The sequence below is a fragment of the Mucilaginibacter sp. P2_A4 genome (genome assembly GCF_056405015.1).
Window position 1 is genome coordinate 52,056 of sequence record NZ_JBFUCX010000021.1, and the last position, 15,159, is coordinate 67,214.

The window sequence follows — 15,159 nt, forward strand, 5'->3', positions numbered from 1 at the left end:
TAACAACGGATTTTAATCCGTTGAAGTAGCAACCTATAAAGAGAACCGTAGGTTCGGCCCATGTGCTTAGCTGCTTAAATGGACAATGCTGGCATCCTCTTAAAAAATATGCACCCAGATAAAGTTTGCTATTGCATATTTGACTTACGCACCCCGTTTAAATTTACGTAAAAAGCGGAACAGACTGTTCATGACAGTTATGGCATCTCAATTATTTAGTTTTAGCTATTATCAACCATATAAACAGAAATTTTATTGTGTGTTTTTTTAAACACGTCCTTATTTAAAAGGAGTACGCATAAATATTTTATAGTGCTAAAAGCTTTTAGTTAATGTCAAAAAATATCATCGTCCTATCGTTATTATTACTTGCGTTTATTGACAGCAATGCTCAAGGGCAGGGTTCAATTAAGAAAAATAATAAAATTCCTTCACTGGATAGCAGGTTCATCCATCCTCCTGATTCCATTCAGACCAGCATTTACTGGTATTGGATGTCGGACAACATTTCAAAAGAGGGAGTTATAAAAGATTTACAGGCAATGAAAAGTGTTGGGATTAACCGAGCATTCATTGGCAACATTGGTTATGACGCCACGCCATATGGAAAAGTTAAATTGTTTTCGGCCGAATGGTGGGATATTATGCATACGGCGTTAAAAACCGCTACAGCATTAAATATCCAGATAGGGATTTTTAACGGTCCCGGCTGGAGCCAAAGCGGCGGCCCATGGATAAAACCAGCGCAATCTATGCGTTACCTGGCATCATCGGAGGTGCAGGTGAAAGGTGGCCAAACTATCAATTTATCACTAAAGAAACCGGGTGACGATTTTCAGGATGTGAAGGTGATTGCATTTAAAGCGCCTAAAAGTTTTGGAACATCAATTATTGATCTTAAACCCAGGATCAGCACCTCTGTACCGGTGGATAATATTGCCAATATCACGGATGGAAATCAGTCGACAGAAGCCGTACTACCAGCCTCCAAGTCGTTTTCTGTTGGTCTGGAAACAACCAATGAATTTACGGCGAGAAGTATTACTATCTATCCTTCACATCATCCTTTAACCGCAAAGGCGGAGTTACAGGCAGAGGATAATGGCGTTTATAAAACGGTTAAAAGCTTTAATATTGACCGCAGCAACAATAGTTTAAATGTAGGTTTTGATCCGTACGGCCCGGTGGCTGTATCTATTCCTGCTACAACGGCTAAAAAGTTCCGGGTGATATTTAGTGATGCTTCGCCCGGCTTTGGTGTTGCCGAGTTACAGATCTCTGCAGCTCCGGTGGTTGAACGTTACATCGAAAAAACGCTGGCCAAAATGTTCCAGACGCCGCTACCTTACTGGAACGAATACCAATGGCCTGCCGAGCCGGTGATCAATGATAACCAATTAACTATCGATCCGAACAATACCATAGATATATCAGCCAATATGGCTGCTGATGGCACCTTGAAGTGGAACGCTCCTGCCGGAGATTGGGTAATTATGCGTACCGGAATGCTGCCAACAGGTGTGCAAAACGGACCGGCATCGCTAGAGGGTACAGGCTATGAAGTTGATAAAATGAATAAAGATCATATTGAGGGGCATTTTAACGCTTTTCTTGGCGAGATCATGAAACGTGTACCTCCCGAAGATCGTAAAACCTGGAAGGTGACCGTTGAGGACAGCTACGAAACCGGTGGCCAAAACTGGACGGACGGTTTACTGGGGAAATTTAAAGCAGTTTATGGGTATGATCCGCTTCCTTATTTACCCGTTTTAAAAGGTTACGTAGTTGGCAGCCAGGACAGGAGCGATCGCTTCCTTTGGGATCTGCGACGTTTTATTGCTGATCGTGTTGCCTATGATTATGTAGGTGGGTTGCGCGACGTGAGCCATAAACATGGCCTGACTACCTGGCTGGAAAACTATGGGCACTGGGGTTTCCCAGGTGAGTTTTTGCAATATGGAGGGCAAAGTGATGAAATAGGCGGGGAGTTTTGGAGTGAAGGCAGCCTGGGCGATATCGAAAATCGTGCGGCATCTTCCGCTGCTCATATTTATGGAAAAAATAAAGTATCGGCAGAGTCTTTTACTGCAGGCGGCGGGGCATACCTGCGCTACCCCTATATGCTGAAAAAACGGGGCGACCGCTTTTTTACTGAGGGGATCAATAACACGTTACTGCATGTTTTTATTTCGCAGCCATCTGAGGATAAGGTACCCGGTATTAATGCCAATTTCGGTACTGAATTTAACCGGCATAATACCTGGTTTAGCTATATGGATTTGTTTACTGGTTATTTAAAAAGAGATAACCTTATGCTGCAACAAGGAAAATACGTAGCCGATGTAGCTTATTTTATCGGCGAAGATGCTCCTAAAATGACTGGTATTACCGATCCCAAACTGCCGGCGGGATATTCTTATGATTACATCAATGCCGAAGTAATTAAAAATCGTGTTAAGGTGCTTAACGGTAAACTGGTTTTGCCCGATGGCATGAGCTATAACCTGCTGGTGCTGCCTAAACTGGAAACCATGAGGCCGGAGCTATTAACCAAAATTAGGGACCTTGTACTACAGGGTGCTCACATATTAGGCCCTGCACCGGAACGCTCGCCAAGTTTGCAGAATTATCCTGCTGCGGATGATCTTGTTAAAAAATTAACTGCCGAACTATGGGGCAGCGTTAATGGCACAACTGTAAAACAAGGTAGTTTTCGAAAAGGAACGGTAATGGCAGGCATGGATATGCAATCCGCCCTAAATATCCTGAACATAGCTCCTGATTTTGTTTCGGGAACGGAGCAACCGGTGCTTTATATTCACAGAACTGCGCCTGAAGCGGAAATATATTTTGTGAGTAATCAAACCGAACAGGAGATTAATATTGCGCCATCTTTCAGAACAGCGGGCAGGCAACCCGAATTTTGGGATCCGGTAACGGGCGCTACCCGTTTGCTCCCTGAATTTTCATCAAAAGATAAAAAAACAACAGTTCCGTTAAGCTTGCAGCCATTGCAAAGCGCGTTTATCGTTTTCAGGAAGCCTATTGATAGCAAAAAACAAAATGGTGTCAACTTCCCGGCCCAACAACCGGTTATGGATATAAAAGGACCATGGCAGGTAGCCTTCGATGCCAAAATGCGTGGCCCTCAGCAAATGGTGGTATTTAATGAATTAACAGATTGGACAACATCAGCAAATGATAGTATCAAATATTATGCAGGTACAGCAGTTTATAAAAACACCTTCAAAGTTTTAAAACCGGCAAAAGGCGCGCGTTTATATCTTAACCTTGGCGATGTTAAAGTGATGGCTAAAGTAAAAGTAAACGGTATCAACGTTGGCGGTGTATGGACTTATCCTTACCGGGTTGATATTACCAACGCGGTTAAAAATGGTACAAACACCCTGGAAGTATCGGTAGTAAATAACTGGATGAACCGCCTGATAGGCGACAGCAAGCTACCTGCAGAGCAACGCAAAACCTGGACAAGCAATAGCCTTTATAACCCAAATAGTGGGTTGCAGACATCGGGCTTGATGGGACCGGTTACTATTACAACCGTTAAATATTGAAAAATAAGAGGTACCCGAAGTTAAATCACCAGGCGTGGCACATTCAAGTAAAAATGTATCTTTATAACAACCTTTTTATTTATGAATATGGTAAAGCGTTTGTGGTTAATAACAATTTCAATTGGTTTAATGGCGGGTTTCATCCGGGCCAATCCGGTTAGCTTAAAGAGTGCAGATCCTAAAAATAAAATTACAACCTCTGCTACCAGCAGAAAAAATAAACATAGTTCCGTATCCAATAAATTAAACAATTCACATTTTGCCAGGCCCTTGCCCCGGATAGCTATTGCCGGGCTGGGGATAGAATCGAGTACCTTTTCGCCGGCGCTTACCGATGAAGCGGCTTTTCACGCAAAATATGGTGGGGAAGTCTTTAGCTCATACCCATTTTTAGCGGTTGATTCGCCGGTTCGCAAAAGGGCGGTGTGGTTCCCTGCATTGGTGGGTAAAAGCCTGCCTGGCGGTGCGGTTACCAGGCTGGCCTATGAATCACTGGTTAATAAAACACTGGATTCACTTAAGAAGTATTTGCCCTACGATGGCTTGTATTTTGATATTCACGGCGCCATGAGCGTAGTCGGCCTTGACGATCCGGAGGGGGATTTGATTGTAAGGATCAGGAAAGTGGTTGGTAAAAAAACAATCATTTCTACTTCGATGGATCTGCATGGCAATGTTTCCTGGCGTTTGGCCCTAAACACCGATTTGATTACCTGTTACCGGATGGCACCTCATGAGGATGCCATGCAAACAAAACAGCGGGCTGTGGAAAATTTGATTAGCCGGATTGAAAGCGGAAAGGGCAAACCGGCATACAAGGCCTACATTTCAATACCCATATTGCTGCCCGGCGAAAAAACGAGTACCCGGATAGAGCCCGGCAAAAGCCTGTATAAAGCGGTTGCACCCGCTACCGCGCAACTGGGAATCATTGACGCTGCGATATGGATAGGTTACGCCTGGGCAGATGAACCCCGCAACCATGCGGTGGTGATGGTTACAGGGGATGACAAGGATAAGGTTACCCATACAGCCGGGCAACTGGCGCAAAGCTTTTGGGATGCCCGCAAAGCTTTTGAGTTTGTAGCGCCCACCGGCAACCTTACCGAATGCCTTAACAAGGCATTGACAAGTAGTAAACATCCTTTTTATATCAGTGATTCGGGCGATAACCCTACTGCAGGTGGCGCCGGCGATGCTACCTGGACATTGACGCAGATCCTTGCCCGCCCGGAATTAAAGGGCGAAAATGGCCCGACACTAATTTATGCCTCTATCCCTGCGCCTGAGTTGATAAAAAGCGCCATTGCAGCAGGCGTTGGTAAACATGTGGAAGGTTATGCGGGAGCCAGGGTAGATGCCAGGTATGCTCCGCCGGTAAGGCTCTCCGGAACGGTAGAATCTATACAATATGGCGATAAGGATGCCGAGGTTGAAGCTGTAGTGCGGGTAGGCAGCGTACATGTTATTATTACTCAAAAGCGTAAGCCGTACCACAAGGAGATCGACTTTAACCGCCTGGGTCTTAACCCACGAAAGGCCGATATTGTGGTAGTGAAAATTGGTTACCTGGAGCCCGAGCTTTATGCCATGCGGGCCGACTGGCTGCTTGCCCTAACACCGGGAGGCGTTGACCAGAACATCGAGCGCCTGCCTTATCACAGGATTCAACGCCCTATGTTTCCGCTGGATAAGGATATGAAAGAACCGGATCTATCGGCTAGGCTGGTTCCATCGTCTAATGGATTGTGATGATTATTCATTAATAAAAAAAAGTCATGCCGAACTTGTTTCGGCATCCCAAAGGCAAGGTATACTACATGATGATTACCTGTCCTGTGAGATCCTGAAACAAGTTCAGGATGACTGAAATTTTACACCGTCAGTCGCTACTTACGGCGCAGTCAGAGTTTTTCTTTGTACGGTATGTACACTAAAATACCCCAATGCACCACCTGTTATGTTAGATAGGGGGTTTGCGGGTGCAGCATTATTACCGTCGCCGGTAGCGCCGGTGGTGAGGCTGAAAAAGTATTTGTATACAGCCGGGTCAATACATTGCATTTCGATGATTACCTGGTTGCCCGGGCGAATATCCCTTGCCGGGTCATCATTACTGTTATTGAAATTTAGCCTGGTGTTCACTTCCTGGCCGTTAGTGAATTCATCATTATCAAGTAATATCGATTCTTCCTTGCGGTTATTTACGTATTGCACAAAACGATAGTAGTTTTTGGTAGCTGCAGGGTCGTGGTATTTTACGGTTACAAACTTGCGTATGGTGCCATCTTTATTGTTGCCAAAGTCGCTTTTTACAAGGTAAATACTATCCAAAGCTACAGCCGCAGGCATAGCACAGGTTGAAGTGAATGATTTACCGGCAACAGTAACACTCAATTTATAAATATGGCCGTATGCGCCCTTCAGGGTGGTATTTTGGTAAACTCCGGTATTGGTTGGCGTAAGCGGATAAACAACATTATCATCGGTTATGCTTACCTGGGCACCATCTACACCAATTACATCGTTATTATCAGTAAAGTTTTTGGTTTGGCTCAGGCTTACTTTGCATCCACCGCTTTGGTTGGTCAGCACACCCTCAATAACATATTTGGGAGTAGCGTCGGTTAACTTCAGGTTGATAGCTTTTTCGCAGGAACTTAATGATGCTGCAAATAACGCGGGTATTATATATTTTATAGTAGAATGCATCAGGTTAAAATTTAAAGTTATAGGTAATAGATGGTACAAAAGTGAATAGGGTAGTCCTTACGGCTTCTGTACGACTTGGGTCGTTCTTGTTATCGCGGAAAAATATACGGTATGCGTTATGGTTACCCAAAGCATTATACAAACTAAAGGTAAGGTCCGATTCAAATTTCGAGCTTTTCTTTAACTGGCGTGTAGCGCCTAGGTCCAGCCTGTTGTAGGCGGGCATCCGGTCGGCATTGCGGTTGGTGTAATAGTAATAGGTAGCGCCATCCACCTGGTACTTGCCGTTAGGGAAGGTTACTGCATCCCCGGTATAATAAACAAAATTGGCCGATAGGGTCCATTTTTCTGTGGCTTTAAACATGGCAACAACGGCAATGTCATGGGTACGGTCTTGCCGGGCGTTGTACCATTCGTTATTGTTGATGCCATCTATCTTGCGTTCGGTTTTTGATAGCGTATAGCTGATCCAGCCGGTTAAACGCCCGGTTTTCTTTTTCAGCAAAAACTCGGCGCCATAAGCCCGGCCTTTTCCGTAAAGCAGCTGTGTTTCTATAGGCTGATTGGTGAAAACGTTGGCACCGTTACGGTAATCTACCTGGTTTTGCAGCTTTTTATAATAGGTTTCAAAGGTGAATTCGTACTGGTGATCTTTAAAGTCGCGGTAATAACCTACCGAAAGCTGATCGGCAATTTCCGGCTTAATAAGGTTGGTGCTGGCTACCCATTTATCTGTTGGCGAACCGGAATTTGAATTGGAGATCAGGTGTAGATTCTGCGCATTACGGGCATATGATGCTTTTACCGAACTGTACTCGTTTAAAGAGTATGCTGCCGCTATGCGTGGCTCCGGGTTTACATAAGTTTTAACCACCTGGCCAGATGTATAATGTTTTGTGTCAGTAATATTGCCGTCGGCATCAAGGCTGTAATAATCGCCCTGGCCAAGGATGGTAAAGGCCGATAAACGCAAGCCATAGGTTAAACTAAAGCGGTCGGTAGCTTTCCAGGTATTGGTAGCATAAACGGCATCCTCCAGCGCGTACCTGTTTTGCAGGTTTTGCGACTGAATGCCCGAATTACCGGTTGATGAAATTTCCCCGGGTTTAATGGTATGGTAAACGCCGTTGAACCCAAAACTGATGGTGTTTTTATCGCCTGCATAATATTGCAGATCTTCTTTTAGGTTAAGATCTTTTATTTGAGAAAAGATGTTGAACTCATTTACATCCTCCTTGATATTGATCTTGTAATCATAATTGCTATAGATGAGTGAGGTATTGGAGAACAGCTGGCTGTTGAAAATATGGTTCCAGCGAAGTGTTCCGGTTGTGTTACCCCAGTTAATGCCTGCTATATCACCGGCTTTTAACACATCCTTGCCAAAGTATCCCGAAAGAAATAAACGATCTTTATCGCCTAAAATATAATTGGCTTTGGCATTGATATCGTAAAAATAAAGCTGACTTTTTTTAGCGATAGAATCCTTAGAAAAAGCCAGGAAAGCATCAGCATAGGTTCTTCGGGCCGAGATCAGGAAGGATGATTTATTTTTTTGGATAGGGCCTTCCACATTAATCCTTGCCGCTATCAACCCCACACCACCGCTTACGCCAAACTTTTGGTTATTACCATCGTTCATTTTAATATCCAGCACGGACGAAAGTCTGCCGCCATACTGAGCCGGCATATCGCCTTTATAAATGCTGATGTTCTTGATGGCATCAGAGTTAAAGGTGGAGAAAAAGCCCAGCAGGTGCGATGCATTGTAAACCGGGGCCTCATCAAGCAGGATAAGATTTTGATCGGATGCGCCGCCGCGTACATAAAAGCCACCGTTGCCTTCACCGGCAGATTTGATGCCGGGCAGGAGCTGTATAGTTTTAATCACATCGCGCTCGCCCAATAATACCGGGATGTTTTTGGTTTCCTGGATGCTTAAATGTTCAACCCCCATTTGCGGACTGGCCAGGTCGCGGGTACCGGCTGCTTTGGCAGTGATGGTTACTTCCTGCAGCGCCTGCTCGTTGTTATCCATGGCAATATTGAGGCGTTGGTTGGCAGTTAATGATACATTTACCAGTGTAGTTTTTTGGCCGATAGCACTTACAGCCAGTTCATGATCTCCGGCTGGTAAGGTAAGGGAGTAAAAGCCGTATTCGTTGCTTGATGTACCCTGGTTTGCATCTGTAGCTTTAATGCTTGCCCCAATAATGGTTTCGCCGGATTGTGCCGATTTAATGGTGCCGCTTATGGTGAATTTTCCGCCAGTGGGGGTGGCGGTCTGCTTTTTTAATTTGGCAGCATCATATTTAATCATAATATCCTGATCAAGCACTGTAAAAGTAAATGGGTAGGGTGCAAGCGCCTTTTTTAAAATGTTGCCCAACGGTTGGTTTTGGGCATTGATGCTCAATTTTACATCGCTTTTGGCAACCGTTTCATTATAGGTAAATCTTACACCGCTGGCTGCGGTAATTTTATCTAATGCCTGTTTAAGTGGTTCGTTGTTAATATTGATGGTTATGGTTTTATCAAGCGGACTTTGAGCATGAACTTGTGGATGCACTATTGCTAAAAGGAACAGTGCGCATAGTGCCGTTCGGAACCATGCAGATATTTGCATCAGGGGGCAAATCAACATGGAGAACCATGTCGCGTAATTGTTTTTCATTGTTTGTAGCAGTTTTTGAATAAGGATACAGGGCTTTGGCCATGTATTGGGGTTGAATTGATTAGTTACCCGGTTAATTAACATTAACCAGATGTTTTTTGAAAAGGTTAATTTTTAGATGGCAGTTTCTGTAGATAATAATTATTGTCGACCCTGTTCCAGTGGGCATTATCCATTACGATGCAAAGCATATTAAGCGCATTACTAATTGGCTGGGTGGTGTTTAAGTGGCCATAATATAAGCCCTGGGCTATGCGTGGGTCTACACTGATATGTACTCCATATTGCCTGGCCAGTTCATCGGCAACTGTTTGCATGGTAGCCCCTTCAAAATCATAGTAGCCATTACGCTGGCCGAGAAATTTAGCTGCGTTCGGATAATTCTCTTTAACCAGCAAGCCGTTGGTTTTGTTAAAAACAGCCCTTTGCCTGGCAACCATGATCTCTTGCCCTGTTTTATTCCCTGCCGATGAAGCTACGGCCACTTTGCCACTTACCACGGTTACCTCGGCAGTGCTGGCATCAGCATAAGCCCACACATTAAAGCTGGTACCCAATACCACGGTTTTGATGGAGCCTGACAGAATGATGAATGGATGGCTGGCATCATGCTTAACTTCAAAAAAGGCCTCACCTTCCAGTTTTACCAAACGTTGCTTATCCCTGAATTTATCCGGGTAGCTGATGCGGGTTCCCGGGCTGAGCCACACCCTGGTACCATCGGGCAAACTGATTTGCCTGTGCTGCCCGGCGTTGCTGCTCAACTGTATCTCTTTTATTGGGTCAACCAGGTTTAAAATGGCATTTTTGTAAAATGCGGCAAAGGCAACCAGCAATACTATAGCCGCTGCAGCGGCTATGTTTCGCCATAAAGAAATTACTTTACCCTTTGGCTGCGCAGCCACTTGCATTTTTGCCGAGATGCGGTTGAAGATACTATCCTTAAGCTGCTCAGCAGTTGCATGCTTTGAGCCGGATAACAATACTTCCTCATCATTGAAGCCCGCATACCATTGCTCAAACCACGCTTTTTCTTCGGGGCTTATGGTGCCTTGTTCCAGCTTATGGGCAAGCTCCTTCGGATTGTAGGAATTGTTTTCCATGGTAAATTATTTTGACCTTTACACATATAGTCAATACCAAACGGGAATACCCTTAGTGCAAAATGAAATTTATTTTTGGATAACCCAAAGAGACAGAATAACACAGCCCGAGGAGACATTGGCGCTTTTTTCTTTTTAATCAAATAGCAAATTTTACAGTGAAAAGCAGCCTAAATAATGAGTGCCAATTGTTGGATAGCTTATGATGATGGTGTAAATGAAGCGACTACCTCGTACATACCAGGCTCGAAACTGGCAATTTTCATCGCCTGTTCCAGGAATGGTGAAGCTGAGGAATTGCTCCGCATTTGATTATAATGATCAATGCTTTCCCATTGTGCATACATGGTTACCTTTCCACCGTCTAAACTGCGGTGAAGGCTTGACGAAATGAACCCGGGTTGTTCTTTGACAATTTGGGTGGCCTGTATCAACAAGTCAATCAGTTGTTGCTGATCAGCCGGGTTTACGGTAAAAATATTAATAAGTGTGAGATAATTATTCTCCGTTGATATAGTGGTCATGGCAATAGATGATGAATTATTCATGGCAATTGAACTATAAAACACAACTTTTGGCAATTTAACAAAATCATTTCTTAATATGGCGCTTATCATGTCTCACCGTGTTAGGTGAAAATGTCTCATCGTTCTAAGTTATGTCGTGGATGAGGAAAAGCAGTACCGGCAGCGATACTTTGAGCGTTTGCCTTAAGGTGCTTAAAGCTTTTGACATGTGCGCCTCAACTGTTTTTGGGGAGATGTTCAGCTCGGCAGCTATCTCGGCATAGGTTTTATTTTCTTCGCGGCTTAAAAGGAAAACGATGCGGCATTTTTCCGGAAGCTGGCTAATGCTGTGGTCAAGTTGTTTACGGAGTTCTTTTTCATGAAGCCAATCGGCAGTACTGTCTTGTGTTTGGGGCGAGCTAAAGGTTAATTCATCAATCTGCAATTGGTTGCGATACTGCCTGGCTAAATGATTAATTACTTTATACTTTACGGCGGTTGATAAATAAGTAGCCAAAGTATGCGTTAACTCCAGGTTTACCCGGCGCTGCCATATACTTAAAAATACTTCCTGTACTACTTCTTCGGCCTCGTGCTCATCATCTAGGCGGTGCATGGCTACGGCAAAGGTTTTATCCCAATAGCGGTTGTACAGCTCGGTAAAGGCATCGCGGTCATCAGTCCTCATCAATTCCAGGAGCTGTTGATCTGTATAAGGCTGAGTCCTGCTTAAAATGGGCATGTTTTATTCATGTGATGCCCCAATTTGTTATTGGGTGATTTTTTGATAGGACAAAGTTAAAGGGCTAAAGTTACACTAAACGTAAAAATTGATAAATTTATATGCACGGACGCGAAGAAATGTTGCAGCCTGTATTTTCGTTTACGATAGCTGTTGAAGATGAACCTTTTTGAATATAAATAATGATAGATCAACAATTTGCATTGCAATTTGCTGCCGAATGGATTAGCGGCTGGAATAAACAGGATTTAGATACCCTGATGACGCATTATACAGATGATTTTAGCATCCAAACGCCGTATGCCCTGAAAATATATCCCGATTGTGGTGGCATCATATCGGGCAAAAATAATGTAAGGCTTTATTGGGAAACCGCCCTGAGTAAACTGCCCAACCTGTATTTTGAGCTGTTGGAGGTGCTCACCGGTGTAAACAGCATCAGTATATATTATCATAACACCGATAGCGGCAAAAACGCGGTCGAAAATTTGTTTTTTAATGCTGATGGGGAGGTTGAAAAGGTTATTGTAATGTATAATTAGGGCGCTAATATGGTATTAAAAACTTTGGCCCATATCTTCTTCGCAAGAATATGTATGCTATGATTCAACTCCTTCTGCTACTCTAATATAATACCCGTTGATATCAATAAAAACAAATTCCCTTAAGCCGTATGGATGAGTTTTTAAAGTATCGGCTATTTCAATTTCCCGGTCTTGCAGTTCTGCGTAAACCTCGTCGATATTATCAACAAACCACATCAGCGGCAGGCGGTGTTTGGAATTGTTAATCGCGGAGGTAAATTCGGCGTTTTCGGCAAAAAGAAACCTCATATCGTCTCTTCTTATTCCGCCATCTTTATCTCCAAAGCCCCATTCATCATAAAAGCCCAGAACATCGCGATAGTAGGCAAGTGTTGGAACCAGGTTTTTTACCGGGAGATGAGGACCGCTTCTGATAAATTTTTTCGCTTTCATGATACGGGATCTAATGAGTTGCCATGGTGATATTTTCAAGCTAATTTACCAAAGCCTGTATCCAAAATAAAAGGCAGGCGCGATTTAACGCTATCGTCGTTAACAATTGCATGGGCCAATGTAAAGCATCGACAAAACATTATGATTTTTAAATAATTTGTGATAAGTTGGTATTCTATATATTCTTATAAACCGGGAATTTAAATCATGAAGGATCAAAAAGGGCGCAGAAGCTTTCTGAAAAAGATTAGCGTTGGCGGAGCTATGGCTATGATGCCAGCCGCTGTAGTAAACCTGGCAGACGCAAAAGAGGCTGATGCTGTAATTTCAGATGGTTCAAAAAAGGTTTTAAGGCGGGCCTACAATGCTCCATACACCGGTGATAATCTTAACAGGGTAGCGTTCCCGGTTGGCGGTATGGGAGCTGGCATGTTTTGTATAGAGGGTACGGGAGCAATCTCTCACATGTCTGTAAGAAACAAGCCCGATATTTTTAACGAGCCGGGCATGTTTGCCGCTATTCATGTAAAAGGAATAACTCATGGCGCTAAACTTTTAGAGGGACCTGTACCTAACTGGAAAAAGTTTGGTATCAGGGATGCCGGTAATGGTCTTACAGGTTCTACTACCGGTTTGCCACGCTTTCACAGCGCCGTTTTTAAAACAGAGTTTCCTTTTTGCCATATTCAATTGCAGGATAAAGATATACCGCTATCAATAGAACTTTCTGGCTGGAGCCCCTTTATCCCAACCGATGATGATAATTCCAGCTTACCTATAGGAGCTCTTGAATATAAGTTCACCAATACCGGCGCTGCTAAAGTTAGCGCGGTGTTTTCGTTCAATTCGAGGAATTTTTTTGGCGAGCAAAAAGGTAAAGACAGTATACTGCCAGCCAATAAAGGTTTTACCCTAAGAGGAACAGGAAATGGTGAAACAACTTTTCCTGCTGATTTTACCATATTTACTGATGATAAGGAAACTGTGGTTGATCACTGCTGGTTCAGAGGTGGTTGGTGGGATCCCTTTACCATGGCCTGGAACGCGATAAGGGACGGACTTGTAGTTGATAATCCGCCGGTACCTGCAGATGCGCCCGGTGCCAGTCTTTACGTGCCTTTTGAGCTTGCACCCGGCAAGCAAAAAACGATAAGGGTTATGATGGCCTGGTACTCGCCCAAAACACAACTTACGTTTGGTACGCCCGGTAAAAAGAAAGAGGGCTGCGATCCGGCAAGCGGTTGTTGTAATTCGCCTGCAGATATTGGCCTTGACAAGTACGATAAGGATTTTGACGGTAAATTTTACAAGCCATGGTATAGCAGCCGTTTTAATGGTATTGAAGATGTGGCCGGTTATTGGGCGCAAAATTATAACACGCTAAAAGCCAAATCGCAATTATTTACCAAAGCATTTTATGCCAGCACTTTGCCGCCCGAGGTGATAGAAGCTGTTGCCTGTAATTTATCCATATTAAAATCGCCAACGGTAATGCGGCAGTTTGATGGGCGTTTGTGGAATTTTGAAGGCTGTGGCGATGATTCTGGCTGTTGCCATGGCTCATGTACCCATGTTTGGAATTATGCCCAGGCCATTCCGCATTTATTCCCTGCGTTGGAGCGGAGCTTGCGGGCTACCGAATTTTGTGAAGACCAGGCCGAAGATGGTCATCAAACTTTTAGGACCAACTTACCTATCCAACCGGTAGCACACGATTTTCATTCGGCTGCCGACGGCCAGTTGGGTGGCATTATGAAAGTTTACCGGGATTGGCGCATCAGCGGGGACAATACCTGGCTTAAAAAAATCTACCCCATGGTGAAAGTGAGCATGGATTATTGCATCAAAACCTGGGATCCGCGCCATAAGGGGGTGATTGAAGAGCCGCACCATAATACTTACGATATTGAATTTTGGGGTGCCGATGGAATGCATACAAGTTTTTACCTGGGGGCGCTGCATAGTTTTATTGCCATGGGGGAGTTTTTAAAACAGGACGTATCTGCCTATCATGACTTGCAGGCAAAGGGTAAAACCATGATAGAGGGTGAGTTGTATAACGGCGAGTTCTTTATCCAGGAAATAAACTATACCGGTTTAAATGCAAAAGATCCCTCCAAAGAAAAATCATATGGCGGCGCTTATTCCAAAGAAGCCGAAACCTTGCTAAAAAAGGAAGGCCCCAAATATCAATATGGTAAAGGCTGCCTTAGCGATGGGGTACTTGGCGCCTGGATAGGCCGTATGTGTGGTATTGATGATGTTATTGATAGTAAAAAAATAAACAGCCACCTACAATCCGTATATAAATACAATTTTAAAACCGACCTGAGCGAACACGCTAACCCGCAGCGGCCCTCTTTTGCTTTGGGCAACGAGGCCGGTTTGCTATTATGTACCTGGCCTAAAGGGGGGAAGCTATCCTTGCCCTTTGTTTATAGCGACGAAGTATGGACAGGCATTGAGCACCAGATAGCATCACATTTAATGCTAACCGGGAATGTAAAGGAAGGCCTGAACGTACTCCGTGCATCACGGGACAGGTATGATGGGAAGGTTCGCAATCCTTTTAATGAGTACGAGTGCGGCCATTGGTATGCACGTGCACTATCCAGTTATGGGTACCTGCAGGCCCTCACCGGTGTAAGATTTGATGCCGTTACCAAAACTTTGCATATTGATTCAAAAGTTGGCGACTTTACCAGTTTTTTGAGTACCGAAACTGGTTTTGGTACCGTAAGCTTAAAAGCAGGCAAGCCCTCAATGAAAGTGGTTTACGGAAGTGTTGATGTGCAAAAGGTAATGGTTAGCGGGAGGGAAATGGCAATATCATCATAACGGGCGATGTTTGTATTCTCATAAACCAACCG

At 44.1% G+C, this 15,159-nt stretch carries 10 protein-coding genes; 4 read left to right on the forward strand and 6 right to left on the reverse strand.

Annotated elements, in window-relative coordinates:
* Positions 1 to 332: 332 nt before the first annotated feature.
* Positions 333 to 3,575: a glycosyl hydrolase gene (locus tag AC1DYB_RS27765; protein WP_477439816.1), complete on the forward strand. Its 3,243-nt coding sequence runs from the start codon at positions 333 to 335 to the stop codon at positions 3,573 to 3,575.
* An 81-nt stretch (positions 3,576 to 3,656) separates the two neighbouring features.
* On the forward strand, positions 3,657 to 5,327 hold the full coding sequence (locus AC1DYB_RS27770; protein WP_477439818.1) for a M81 family metallopeptidase: 1,671 nt from the start codon (positions 3,657 to 3,659) through the stop codon (positions 5,325 to 5,327).
* A gap of 141 nt (positions 5,328 to 5,468) precedes the next feature.
* On the opposite strand, the gene AC1DYB_RS27775 is transcribed toward AC1DYB_RS27770, so the two are convergent.
* From AC1DYB_RS27775 to AC1DYB_RS27795, 5 genes are all read right to left on the reverse strand, one after another.
* Positions 5,469 to 6,287, reverse strand: coding sequence for a DUF4249 domain-containing protein (locus AC1DYB_RS27775; protein WP_477439820.1), 819 nt, complete (start codon positions 6,285 to 6,287; stop codon positions 5,469 to 5,471).
* A gap of 4 nt (positions 6,288 to 6,291) precedes the next feature.
* Positions 6,292 to 8,961, reverse strand: coding sequence for a TonB-dependent receptor (locus AC1DYB_RS27780; RefSeq protein ID WP_477439822.1), 2,670 nt, complete (start codon positions 8,959 to 8,961; stop codon positions 6,292 to 6,294).
* Positions 8,962 to 9,068: 107 nt separating this feature from the next.
* The gene (locus AC1DYB_RS27785; protein ID WP_477439824.1) at positions 9,069 to 10,064 is read right to left on the reverse strand and encodes a FecR family protein; all 996 of its coding nucleotides are present in this window, start codon (positions 10,062 to 10,064) and stop codon (positions 9,069 to 9,071) included.
* 200 nt (positions 10,065 to 10,264) lie between these two features.
* Positions 10,265 to 10,681 (reverse strand): antibiotic biosynthesis monooxygenase family protein, encoded by a 417-nt coding sequence (locus AC1DYB_RS27790; RefSeq protein WP_477439826.1) that lies wholly within the window; start codon positions 10,679 to 10,681, stop codon positions 10,265 to 10,267.
* A 34-nt stretch (positions 10,682 to 10,715) separates the two neighbouring features.
* Positions 10,716 to 11,312: an RNA polymerase sigma factor gene (locus AC1DYB_RS27795; RefSeq protein ID WP_477439828.1), complete on the reverse strand. Its 597-nt coding sequence runs from the start codon at positions 11,310 to 11,312 to the stop codon at positions 10,716 to 10,718.
* A 182-nt stretch (positions 11,313 to 11,494) separates the two neighbouring features.
* On the opposite strand from AC1DYB_RS27795, the gene AC1DYB_RS27800 reads away from it, so the two are divergent.
* Positions 11,495 to 11,854 carry a YybH family protein gene (locus tag AC1DYB_RS27800; RefSeq protein WP_477439830.1) on the forward strand — a complete coding sequence of 120 codons (360 nt, stop codon included), beginning with the start codon at positions 11,495 to 11,497 and terminating at the stop codon, positions 11,852 to 11,854.
* 57 nt (positions 11,855 to 11,911) lie between these two features.
* On the opposite strand, the gene AC1DYB_RS27805 is transcribed toward AC1DYB_RS27800, so the two are convergent.
* Positions 11,912 to 12,289 (reverse strand): VOC family protein, encoded by a 378-nt coding sequence (locus tag AC1DYB_RS27805; protein ID WP_477439832.1) that lies wholly within the window; start codon positions 12,287 to 12,289, stop codon positions 11,912 to 11,914.
* A gap of 207 nt (positions 12,290 to 12,496) precedes the next feature.
* Here AC1DYB_RS27805 and AC1DYB_RS27810 point away from each other — a divergent pair, with 207 nt between their 5' ends.
* A complete protein-coding gene (locus tag AC1DYB_RS27810) occupies positions 12,497 to 15,127 on the forward strand; it encodes a GH116 family glycosyl hydrolase (protein WP_477439834.1) in 2,631 nt (876 codons plus the stop codon).
* The last annotated feature ends 32 nt before the right edge of the window (positions 15,128 to 15,159 follow it).